The sequence below is a fragment of the Rhodococcus sp. OAS809 genome (assembly GCF_040546695.1).
GTDB classification, from domain to species: Bacteria; Actinomycetota; Actinomycetes; order Mycobacteriales; family Mycobacteriaceae; genus Rhodococcus_F; species Rhodococcus_F qingshengii.
The window spans coordinates 473786-484896 of sequence record NZ_JBEPOI010000002.1 but is presented as its reverse complement, the minus strand read 5'-3'; the positions used below and the strand labels follow the sequence as shown (position 1 = coordinate 484896).

Sequence of the window (11111 nt, the reverse complement as noted above, 5' to 3'; positions counted from 1 at the left end):
TCACATTTCACCAGCCTTGTTTTTCACGAACGTTCGGTGGCTGATCACGTGAATCCATGGGAGCGAACACCACGAACGGCCGAACCGAACCCTACTGTCTCGTCTAAGTTTTCACCACTGGGCCAACACTGCTAGACATGTCGACGCAGCTTTCACGCACTCAAACGTCAGGAGCTTCAGCGGATGAACAACGACACGGTGGGACCAAAGTCCGACGACGATTCCGGGGCTGAACCGAGCGGCTCCAACACCATCCCACCGAGGGGCCCGGAGCGCGAAACCAAGGGGGCGGCCGCTTTTCTCCGAAGCCGTAGAACGGCAGTCGCGATCACCGCAACGACGCTGGTAGTGGGCGGTTTCGTGGCATGGCTCGGGTACACGGCATACGAGGCGAAAGACAACCTGGAGGCGGCTCGCGACCACGCACAGTCGGCGAAGAGCGCTCTCCTGGCCGGAGATACGGGAGTCGCAGAGTCTGCCGCGGCGGAAGCCGATCGCGAAGCATCGGCCGCATACGACAACACCCATTCACTCCCCTGGAACATCACCGCCGCAATTCCCGTCATCGGGTCGCCGTTCGAGTCGACGCGCCAGATGACCGAGGTCGTTCAGGGGCTTACGCGTGACGTTCTCGGCCCTGCCGTGACTACCGGAACTTCACTCGCACCAACGGAATTGGTGCAGCCCGGTGGGCGCTTGGCACTCGCACCGTTACGCGAAGCGGAACCGAAACTGGCCGAAACAGCTATCGCCGCGGAATTGCTGTCGTCGCAGGCACAGGAAGTTCCCGAATCGAAGTACCTGGGCCGAGTTAACGATGCCAGAGCAGAATTACAGTCGCAGACAAGCGAACTGGCTACCCTCCTGACGAACACCGCCACCGCGGCGCGCATCGCACCGGCGATGCTCGGCACCGACGGACCGCGCAACTACTTCATCGGTTTCCAGACCAATGCGGAAGCGCGAGGAACCGGCGGCCTGTTGGGTGGATACGGCATCGTCCGAGTCGACAACGGCGCCGCTCGGGTGGACACACTCTCCCCCAACTCCGAACTAACACTGGACAATCAACCGATAGACCTTGGTCCTGACTTCAACCAGCTGTACGGAAACAGTCGACCGACCACCGATTTTCGCAACAGCAACCTCAGCTCGCACTTTCCCTACGCAGCGCAGATCTGGCAGTCCCTGTGGTCACAGGAGTCCGGGGGTGAGCTGGTCGACGGCGCGATAGCGACCGATCCGATAGCACTGAGTTACCTCCTCGAGGCGGTGGGACCAGTAGAGATGCCGGACGGAGAGTCGGTCACCGCCGACAACGTCGTTGAGTTGACCGAGTCGACCGCGTACGCACGCTTTCCCTCCGACAACAAGGCACGAAAGCAGTATCTGCAGACAATCGCGGCCCGTGTCGTGGCGAAGATGACCGGGAACATCAAGTCGCCGAGCGCATTACTGGAGGCTCTGGGCAGAGGTGTCAGCGAGGGCAGAATCGCAGTGTGGAGCTCTCACCCCGACGAACAATCGGTTCTTGCCGACACCGTCCTCGGGCACACCATTCCCGATGATGCGGCTCCGTATGCCGGTGTGGTGATCAACAACCAAGCCGGCAACAAGCTCGACTACTACCTCACACGAGAAATCGACTACACAGCCCAGACGTGCACCGGCGACACCCGAAAGACAACGGTCACCGTTCGACTGACCAACAACGCGCCCGACGCCGACCTGACCGAATATGTCAGCGGGATCGTCGACAACCCCGGACGACTGCCCAATGGCACCAATGTGGCTGCAGTCACTCTGCTTGCGACAGCCGGCGCCAAACTCGATGCCGTCTCCGTGGGTGGACAGATTTCGTTTGCCGTCAACGGAACTGAACAGGGTCACCCGGCCTACATGACCAGGGCCGTCATTCCGCGAGGCCAGACGGTTGAGCTGAAGTTCGATCTGACCGAGCCCACAGCCGAGGGCGAAGCTCGCGTACCGGTCCAGCCGCTGGTCGACGACCCGAAGATTACCGTCGACGTGCCTACCTGCTGAGCTTGACCGGCAAACGTCGACGAGGCCCCTGGCATGTCGCCGTTTGTCGGGCTCGTGAACTTTCAGCAGATTTGAAACTTTGCCAAAGGCTAGCCTATGCTTCCTGACGCGCCTGGAACCGGCCGTCGGCTGCGATCCGTCGGAGTCTCACTCCTCGGCGCATCGACAACGGAAGGTTCCCCATGCGATACGCCCGTGTGCGCTCACTTCGCCGAACTGTGGCGCTGAGTGGATTGGTCATTGCCGCCCTGGTAATCGGCGGATGCAGTAACAACGACACCGCAACCGAATCGAGCAGCAGCGACTTCGAAACCGTCACCATCGAAAGTGCGCTCGGAAACGCCGTCATCACCGAAAAACCCGAGCGAATCGTGACTCTCGGCATGGGGTCGGCAGAGACCGTAATCGCGCTCGGCACGATCCCCGTCGGCGTCGAAAAGTACGCATGGGGCAGCGACGACACCGGGTATCTGCCGTGGGTCCACGAAGCGGTCACGAAGCAAGGCGGCGAACTGCCAGAGCAGTTCACCGGCGGAACCGATCTCAACATCGAGGCGATCATCGCTCTCGAACCCGACCTGATCCTCGCCCCCTGGTCCGGCATCACACAGCAGCAGTTCGACTCACTCAACGCGTTCGCGCCGACCGTCGCCTACGCCGAGAGCCCCTGGACCATCACGTGGGAAGACCAGATCAACGTCATCGGCAAAGCCATGGGCGAATCCGAGAAGGCGACAGCCGAAATCGACAAGATCAAGTCGCAGTTCGCGGAATCGACTGCAGCACATCCGAACTACGCCGACGTCAGCTTCTCCTTCATCTACAACACGGGCCCAGGAACCCTCGGCGTCTTTTTCGCCGAAGAGCAGCGTGTGGCCATGGTCCGCGCACTTGGCCTGCAGGTGGATCCCGTCGTCTACACCTTGACGGAATCTGAAGGAACAGACTCCGCCGTCATCGGCCTCGAGAACGCAAACCTCCTCGACAAGTCCGACCTGCTCTTCACCTTCTACTCGGACCCGGCCAACCGGGCCGAGATCGAAGCGCAGCCCGCTTACCAGGCAATCCCCGCTGTGGCTCGGGGAACTGTCATCGCTCCGACCGAACAGCCCTTCGTCACCGGTTCCTCGATGATCAACCCTCTGACCGTGCCCTGGTCGCTCGAGCGCTACGTGCCGATGATCGACGAGGCAATCGCGAAGCTGAACAAGTGATGTAGATCAGCATCGTGCGATCGAGAAACCCGCGTCCTATTCGGGCGCGGGTTTCTTGCCGTCGCGTTCAGCTTTGAATCGCATCCACTCACTGCTCAGCATGCGATTGTCGATGATCCACCCCATGTAATCGCGCATGTTGAGCACACGAATGTACGCGGGACCGTTGGGATTTGCGTACTGCAGGGCCTCGGTCGCAAGCTTGCGTTGATTCTCGAGATACACGTGCTCTGTTTCGAGGAATCCGCCCCACACGTCGGAATCCATGACGTAGTAGTGAGTCCGATCCCGAGGCTTGCGCGTGAGCTTGACGAACCCCCGGTCGATCAAGCGACGAATGTAGGTGGACACCGATCCGCGACTTGCTCCGAGTGCCTGCGCCAACTCTTCGGCGCTGACCCCTGGCGACTCGCTGATCAACAGATAGCCCGCAATACGTCCTTCGATGCGGGCCCCACCGCCGGACTGCCAGTACACGGAGAACTGGTCGATGAACCAGGTGGAGAAATCGTCACCGCGAGCAGGGCTGGCATCGCCCATTCGTTGAGCCTCCGACGTCTCTGGGTACGAACAATTCGCCACTATTGTGCCAGCACCACCGTCACCGAGCCGAAATCACCAGCCCTGGAGTGGTTGCGATGAACTCGAGCTGTTCGATTGTCAAAGGCGACGCCGATGTGGAGCCAGCCGATGTCACGAACTGGGTCACCACTACTGTTTCGCCGGAGGGGTGAACAACCCGGACCGTGTCATCGCCCGAGCCATCGGGATCGACCAGGCGAGTCACGGTGGTGGAGCCTGGCAACGTCAGTGTGTCACCCGGTTCCGGCACAGCGGTACCAACTGATATTTCGACATCGCTGCTGCCGTCCGCTGTCGAGGCGACGATCCGCTCGCACACTCCTCCCTGTCCGTAATCATCTGGAACCAACGAACCGAGCGGGCGCTCCAAAGTGACGCCTGCCGCGCCGAGATCCTTCCAACGTGCATCGAGCAACTGATTCAGTCGGTCGATATCCATGCGCGACGCAGGTGGACCGGCATTCACAGAATCGGTGTAGCAGGATGCCATCGGCGGCGGCGTCGAGTCTGGAACCGGCGCAGTCACCGCAAGCCCCGGCGCGGTCGCTAACGCGATCAGTTCGTCCATCGTCAAGAGCGGGGAAGCATCCGACGAAGTTCCGGTCGACGTGTCGACGCTGGCAACAACCCGGGATCCATCACCGAGATACGCGACGACTCCGCGCTCGCCCCCGACTTCCGAACCGTCTGTGTCTTCGAAATCGGCTCTGTCCTCGAAATCGGCGATGTCGAGCACTGTTCCGTTTTCGAGATGCTCCCGCCGATCCACCAGACCCTCCAAGCACGGCGGCACCGGCTGATCCCATGCACGCACCTGAACCGAGATATCCGCAGTCCGCCCGACGCGAGTCAAGGTTCCCTTCGCCGACGTAGAACCGCTGAACTCGATCGGGTCGACCCCGTCAGGAAACGAGGCACCCCGGTAATTCTGGATCGGCGCAAACTCGAGCGATTTCGATGGACTCGCAAATGCAACGTCGACATCGGAAGGCAGCGATTCGAGTAGTGCGTCGCTCATGGCGGTGGCCTTCGGTCCCGAGAACCATGGATAGTCCGGGTCGTCATAGCCGGGCTCACCGGCAAAACCGTAGTTGATACGCACCGGCGGACCCGGCGATGCCACCGAATCGCAGCCGGGAATCGACGCGCCCGTGTCTTCGTTCGTCACCGCCGCGACAACCGTTCCCAAGGCGACGATCGAGACGATCACCAGCCCGTCACGCCAGGTCCATTGCTCGCGGCGACGGTTCGACTCGTGTGCGGTGCGCCCAGACATTTCTCGATCATTGCCTACCACAACAACTACGTCGCTATCCGACATACCCGCTGAGGTCGTAGATCGTGGAATTTCCCACCGTTGTCGACGTGAAATTCGCTTCGACCCATTCCTGGATGACACTCGACGTGCTGTCCCCGCTTTGGCCCTCTCGCTGGCTTCCGCCCTGGCCACCGGCAATGTAGTAGTGAATTTTTCCGTCTGCCACGTACTGGATGAATTGATCCAATGTCGGTGCGGGATCGGAACTCCAACCGCCGATCGCCATCACCGCGGTATTGCTGGCCAACTCGTAGGTTGCTGCGCTTTGCGAGCCGTTGGTCGCGGCCGACCACGTGGTGCCCGCATTGACCAGCATTGCCGTCAACTCGGAAGTACTTTCACTGCCGCTACTCAGTTCTTGCCCGTTCGACGCCGGATTTACAGTCGCGTCAGAAGAATTCGGCGGAGCGTCACCGTTTTGCAGCTCTGGGCCCCCACCCATACCTCCTCCCCCGCCGATTCCGGAGTCGGACACGGCGCCGGTCGGTCCGGCCGTCGGGATGGACCCACCGTGCGCTGTTGCGGCAGTGGCAATCGCGTAAGACGCAGAACCGGTTATCCCTGCCAACGATCCAAGAATCAATCCAGCGACAGCGAGCTTGCGAAATCGATCCTTAGCTCCCACGAGAACCAGGATCGCGCCGACGACAGTGCCCGCCAACAGAATCCACTTCAGCATCGGCAGCCAGTCGGCATTGCGGTGCAACAACACCCAGCTCCAGATTCCTGCAGCCAGCATCGTCGCAGCCAACCCGCAACGTCCGATCCAACGGGCACGGACCAACCACAGAGCGTATCCACCGGTCCCGATCATCCCCGCGACGGCGGGCGCCAGCGCAACTGTGTAATAGGGGTGGATCGTGCCGGACATGTAGCTGAAGATCAGGCCGGTAACGAGAAACCAACCACCCCAAAGGATCAACGACGCACGGACAAGATCTGTGCGCGGTGCGCGCCCACAGGCGAGCAGGCCGAACACCAGCGCAATCAAAGCCGCAGGAATAAGCCAGGAAATCTGGATACCCATCTCGCTGCCGAACAGCCGTTCGAGTCCGGCACTTCCCCCGAAGCTCGAACCTGCACTGCCACCGGCCATTCCGCCACCGCCACCGGTGCTCCCGAAAAGTCGACCCAATCCGTTGTATCCCACTACCAAGTCCATGACGCTGTTGTTGGTCGATCCGCCGATGTACGGGCGAGAATCAGCGGGCCACAGCCACACTGCCAACACCCACCACCCAGCCGATATGACAACGGACGCAGCACCGATCACCAGGTGGACCAGGCGAGTCCGCAAGCGCACCTGTCCGGCGATCAAATACGCGGCACCAAATGCAGGCAACACCATCAGCCCTTGCAGCATCTTGGTGAGAAAGGCAAACCCCAGCGCTACTCCTGCGAGCGCCACCCACATAGCGGCTCGACGACCGATCGCCGTGCACATGGCGCGAATAACGAAGTAGCCGGCGAGAGTCATGAGCAGAACCAACAGTGCATCAGGATTGTCGAACTTGAACATCAGGGCGGCAGCGGGCGTAGCTGCCAAAACAGCTCCCGCCACCAAACCCGCAGCGGGCGACGCCACTCGTTTGACGGCCGCGTATACGAGCGCAACCGATCCGATGCCCATCAATGCCTGCGGAACTAGAAGGCTGGCACTCGAAAATCCGAAGATTCGCCCGGACACACCCATGACCCACAATGAAGCGGGCGGTTTGTCGACCGTGATGAAATTCGAGGTATCGAGGGACCCGAAGAACCACGCTTTCCAATTCTGGGAGCCGGCCTGCGCCGCTGCAGCGTAGAAGGTGTTGGCGTAGCCACTCGCGGTCAGATTCCACAAATACAGGACTGCCGTTGCTGCCAACAGGATCGTCAGCGCCAATCCCGTACTGCGCGTGCGGAACCACGACGGCGAGGGCTCCGCGCGATGGGCAGTTGGTGCCGGCCGCTGACGCGGGGCCGGATGCAGAACGGCGGTCATCAGGAAGTCCCTTCACGAGTTACTGTCCTGCCAACGATCGCGTCTCCAACCCTGGCGGCACTGGGAGCCGCCTGGAAAGTTGCTGTGAATGGATCAGGTCAGGGAGCGCTCGAACAGCACGACGCTGAACCAACCGTTGTCGGCATCGTCTCCGAAGTCACGACGCCCTACCTCGGCGAAACCCGCGTCTCGGTAATAGCGGCGCAACCGCACGTTGGTTTCTACACAATCGAGCCGCAGGTACTGCGCGTTCTCCTGCGCGGACCGTCGATGGGCCCAGACGAGTAAGCGTTCACCCAACGAGGTGCCCGAGAATTCTCGATCGATAACCAATCCGTGCACGTAGCCGGCAGGATCGTTCGAATCGGGCCAGACCACGGGGTCTGACCAGATCAACCGCAGGGCACCGACAATCCTCGACTGTTCCCGGTCTCGCGCAACAAAGAACTCCCCTCTCGAAATCTGCTCCCCGACCTGCTCGACAGACACTTCACGCGGGCGCCACTGGATGATTCCGCGTTCTGCCAACCAGTCTTCTGCCGCGTGCCGCAGCGCCAGAATCTCCGGCCCATCGGTCTCGACCGCTTGCACAACGTCGACAACCATATGACCTCCCCCATATTCGCAGCCGTTCACACAACACGGCCTCCAGGCCCCAACCCGGGTGTATCTCCGAGTTGAAGCCTATCGGCGTGAAGTTGTGCGCCTGAACGGGTGTCACCACTCAGTCAGGTTTTGAATGTGGTGTTGGCCGGTCGCGGGTGCTGCTGCGGGTCGATCGAGGGCGGCGGGATGAACCACGGTTTGTTGTCGGCGCCGATCCGGATCACCCACTTCCCGACGAACTCTGATTTGCGGTGCATCAACCGATGATGTGAACGGCACAGCAGGACCAGGTTGTTCATCACCGTCGGCCCGCCGTTCGCCCAGTGCCGGATATGGTGCGCATCCCTCCAGGCGGGCACGCATGTGCAGCCCGGGAACGCGCAGCCCTTGTCCCGGGCGATCAACGCCACTCGCTGTTCGGCGGTGACCAACCTCTTCCCTGGTTTCGCATCGAGCGACGCGCCGTGATCGTCGAGCAGGACCGTGGAGAGGAAACAATCACACCCGAGAAGCCTGGTCTGCGACACCGACAGCGGTCCCAGCCAGGGCATGTGCCCGACATCAAGATCGGACAGCTCCAGTGAGCCGTCATCACCCGAATCCGAAGACTGTGCGGCACAATCCCGATGCTCCGCCAAATCACGAGCATTGATGTGCACATTCACATGCGGACGCTGACCACCATCGGTACCAGTCTTGGCGCAATCGAGATAACGCCGGATCAGTTCCGTGAACCCATCCGCAGTCCGCTTCGCCGCCGACCGGGCATCGGGAGTCCCGTCCGGTGCCGGGGTCGGCATCGTCAGATTCGACAACGCCGACAACAACATTTCCCCGCTGAGGGCATCGAAATCCCCACGCACCACCACTCGACCGTTCAATGTCGAAGCAATCCGCAACTCATTGAGATCGACATCCTCGGCGGGCGGAATCTCATCGGATTCGAAAATTCGCTCCAACGTCGCGATCACGTTCCGCACTTTCGTCGTCGTCGCCTCCACCCCCGACGCAGCAGCCAACAACAAATCGATGCACTTCGGTAATGCCTCCTCCGGCATCCCCTTCGGCGGTGACTCGCAGAACGCCACGATCAACACCGCATGCTCGAACGAGCAATCCCCGCCATCGAACCGAGCAGCCACCGCCGGAAACGGCCGCAAAGCCGCACCCAACGCGGCGATCTTCTTCCCGTCCCGAACCTGCAGCATCGTGTTCGCCGCCAACCACGAACCGACACCGCGGCTGGCAATCACCTGATCATCCGGGCGCAACGACAACTCGTCCACCACCGCCACACGCACCGCCTCGAGGCGCAGAATCTCCGCACTCGCCTCGACAGCAGCAGCAGCACGCAACTCAGAAGCAGACAACTGCCACAACCGTCCGCGTAACCCCACCGCAGAACCAGACACCACATCCGACAACAAGACACTCATTGAATCCCCCGATCCCCTCCCCACACAATACTCGAACATGCGTTCGAGTCAAGAGTGGTAGACCTCGAGCGCCCGCGCTACCGATTCGTCACCCGCAGGTAGCAACGGCAGTCGCACATGGGGAGTCGGAATCTGTCCCAACGCATGCAATACGCCCTTGATCACAGTCGGGTTCGGTTCGGAAAACAGAGCTCCGGACAGCTTCGACAAACTCCGCCCGAGGTCACGGGCGCCGTCCACATCGCCACTGTCCCAAGCTTTTACCAAGCGGACGAACTCAGCGGTCGACACATGAGCGGACGCCAAGATGCCACCGGCCGCACCCAAGGCCAGAAGAGGCGCGAGAAATAGATCATCCCCCGCCAGTACGGCGAAGCCGCCTGGAAGATCCGCGAAGAGTTCGACGGCAGCTGCGTCGATACCGCCCGCGGCATACTTCACACCAACAACCCCGGGCAAAGTACCCACCTCCTGCAAAGTGCCGCTGTCCAGATCGCACGCAGTCCGGTACGGCACGTGATAGACGATCAGCGACACTGGGCTCGACGACTGCAGATGCGCGAAATGCGCCACCACACCGGCTTTCGACGGCCTCGTGAAGGAGGGAACCGGCACCAACGCCGCCGAGACCTCAGGCCACCGAGCCAGCCTCCCGAGCGCCTGCGCACTGCCCGCCGTGTCGTTACTGCCCGCGCCGACGATCAACGTCGCACCTCTCGCACGGCACACATTCGCACAAATATCCAGAACGGTCACTCTCTCCTGTTCGGTGAGTGTTGCGGCTTCCGCTGTAGTCCCCAGCGCAACGAGTCCGACCGCACCCTCGGAGAGGACCTGGTGCGCAAGCTGTTCGAGTGCATCGGTTGCAATACGACCGTCGCTCTCGAAGGGCGTGATCAGTGGAACATGGATTCCGGCCAGGTCAACTCGAGTCGTAGTCATAGAACTCAGCCTCACCGAACAAACCTTGTAGGTCTAGTTCGCATTTCCATCGTCGAGCGTAAGCTGAGCTGATGCTCGATGTTCGCCGACTGAAGCTCTTGCGCGAACTAGCGCTGCGCGGAACCATCGTTGCCGTTGCCGAGGCGCTGTCGTTCAGTCCCTCCGCGGTGTCGCAGCAGTTGGCCGTCCTCGAACGTGAAGCCGGCGTGCCGCTGCTGGAACGAACAGGCCGTCGCGTCCGACTCACACCCGCCGGTGAGAACCTCGCACGTCATGCCGAAGCCATCCTGCAACGCCTGGAGCAGGCGTCAGGTGAATTGGTCGACGCACGTCGTGGACTGGCGGGGCCGCTGCGCATCGGAACGTTCCCGACCGCGGCACGGGCGATCCTCCCGGCGGCATTGATCGCCCTGTCTCGCGAGCATCCCGGGTTGGAACCGATGGTTTCGGAGATCGACCCGGCGGACGTCGCCGACGACCTACGAGCTGGGACTCTGGACTTGGCATTGATTCACGACTACGACTTCGTCCCTCGCCCCACCGAACCGGGCCTGACGACATTGCCGCTGTGCAGCGAAGCCGTGTACCTCGCTTCGAGTGACATCGAGTCAGATCCCCACGACGCTGTCGCATCACTGACCGACTGCGTAGAACGTCCCTGGATTACCGCAATTCCCGGAACTGCTTGTCATGCAATGACTATTCGCGCATGCCAGGCAGCTGGATTCACCCCGAAAGTGCGACACCACATCGACGAGTTCGCCACCGTTCTCGCCCTCGTCGCTGCGGGACAGGGTGTTTCGCTGGTTCCTGAACTCGGAGCAATCCATCCGCCGCTAGGTGTGCGCCTGACGCCGATGCCCATTCGACGAAGGACCAAGATTGCACACCGAGCGGGCTCCGACGCTCACCCGGCGGTCGCAACCGTGACAAACGCGCTTCGCTCGGCCGTCCCGCAACTGCTGGACGCCGAGCAATAGCGACAC

General features: G+C 61.4%; 9 protein-coding genes. 3 read left to right on the top strand and 6 right to left on the bottom strand.

The window, feature by feature from the left end:
- Positions 1-183 precede the first annotated feature (183 nt).
- Both ABIE52_RS05470 and ABIE52_RS05465 read left to right on the top strand, forming a co-directional pair.
- Complete coding sequence (locus ABIE52_RS05470) at positions 184-2043, top strand: DUF4012 domain-containing protein (RefSeq protein WP_030537083.1); 1860 nt, start codon at positions 184-186, stop codon at positions 2041-2043.
- A 182-nt stretch (positions 2044-2225) separates the two neighbouring features.
- A complete protein-coding gene (locus ABIE52_RS05465; RefSeq protein ID WP_007732282.1) occupies positions 2226-3257 on the top strand; it encodes an iron-siderophore ABC transporter substrate-binding protein in 1032 nt (343 codons plus the stop codon).
- Positions 3258-3293: 36 nt separating this feature from the next.
- On the opposite strand, the gene ABIE52_RS05460 is transcribed toward ABIE52_RS05465, so the two are convergent.
- The 6 genes from ABIE52_RS05460 to ABIE52_RS05435 form a co-directional block, all read right to left on the bottom strand.
- Positions 3294-3797 carry a GbsR/MarR family transcriptional regulator gene (locus ABIE52_RS05460; protein WP_030537084.1) on the bottom strand — a complete coding sequence of 168 codons (504 nt, stop codon included), beginning with the start codon at positions 3795-3797 and terminating at the stop codon, positions 3294-3296.
- 61 nt (positions 3798-3858) lie between these two features.
- Complete coding sequence (locus tag ABIE52_RS05455; RefSeq protein WP_030537085.1) at positions 3859-5115, bottom strand: hypothetical protein; 1257 nt, start codon at positions 5113-5115, stop codon at positions 3859-3861.
- A 34-nt stretch (positions 5116-5149) separates the two neighbouring features.
- Positions 5150-7141: a glycosyltransferase family 39 protein gene (locus tag ABIE52_RS05450; RefSeq protein WP_030537086.1), complete on the bottom strand. Its 1992-nt coding sequence runs from the start codon at positions 7139-7141 to the stop codon at positions 5150-5152.
- Positions 7142-7234: 93 nt separating this feature from the next.
- Positions 7235-7747: a GNAT family N-acetyltransferase gene (locus tag ABIE52_RS05445; RefSeq protein ID WP_030537087.1), complete on the bottom strand. Its 513-nt coding sequence runs from the start codon at positions 7745-7747 to the stop codon at positions 7235-7237.
- Positions 7748-7869: 122 nt separating this feature from the next.
- A complete protein-coding gene (locus ABIE52_RS05440) occupies positions 7870-9183 on the bottom strand; it encodes an HNH endonuclease signature motif containing protein (RefSeq protein WP_030537088.1) in 1314 nt (437 codons plus the stop codon).
- A 48-nt stretch (positions 9184-9231) separates the two neighbouring features.
- Positions 9232-10125, bottom strand: coding sequence for a dihydrodipicolinate synthase family protein (locus tag ABIE52_RS05435; RefSeq protein ID WP_030537089.1), 894 nt, complete (start codon positions 10123-10125; stop codon positions 9232-9234).
- A 71-nt stretch (positions 10126-10196) separates the two neighbouring features.
- Between ABIE52_RS05435 and ABIE52_RS05430 the strand changes: the two genes are divergently transcribed.
- The gene (locus tag ABIE52_RS05430; protein ID WP_030537090.1) at positions 10197-11105 is read left to right on the top strand and encodes a LysR substrate-binding domain-containing protein; all 909 of its coding nucleotides are present in this window, start codon (positions 10197-10199) and stop codon (positions 11103-11105) included.
- The last annotated feature ends 6 nt before the right edge of the window (positions 11106-11111 follow it).

What these genes read in the sequence shown, in the direction of transcription:
- ABIE52_RS05445 (WP_030537087.1), bottom strand. Translation starts at nt 7,747, where the DNA reads ATGGTTGTCGACGTTGTGCAAGCGGTCGAGACCGATGGGCCGGAGATT.
- ABIE52_RS05440 (WP_030537088.1), bottom strand. Translation starts at nt 9,183, where the DNA reads ATGAGTGTCTTGTTGTCGGATGTGGTGTCTGGTTCTGCGGTGGGGTTA.
- ABIE52_RS05460 (WP_030537084.1), bottom strand. Translation starts at nt 3,797, where the DNA reads ATGGGCGATGCCAGCCCTGCTCGCGGTGACGATTTCTCCACCTGGTTC.
- ABIE52_RS05450 (WP_030537086.1), bottom strand. Translation starts at nt 7,141, where the DNA reads ATGACCGCCGTTCTGCATCCGGCCCCGCGTCAGCGGCCGGCACCAACT.
- ABIE52_RS05430 (WP_030537090.1), top strand. Translation starts at nt 10,197, where the DNA reads ATGCTCGATGTTCGCCGACTGAAGCTCTTGCGCGAACTAGCGCTGCGC.
- ABIE52_RS05435 (WP_030537089.1), bottom strand. Translation starts at nt 10,125, where the DNA reads ATGACTACGACTCGAGTTGACCTGGCCGGAATCCATGTTCCACTGATC.
- ABIE52_RS05455 (WP_030537085.1), bottom strand. Translation starts at nt 5,115, where the DNA reads ATGTCTGGGCGCACCGCACACGAGTCGAACCGTCGCCGCGAGCAATGG.
- ABIE52_RS05470 (WP_030537083.1), top strand. Translation starts at nt 184, where the DNA reads ATGAACAACGACACGGTGGGACCAAAGTCCGACGACGATTCCGGGGCT.
- ABIE52_RS05465 (WP_007732282.1), top strand. Translation starts at nt 2,226, where the DNA reads ATGCGATACGCCCGTGTGCGCTCACTTCGCCGAACTGTGGCGCTGAGT.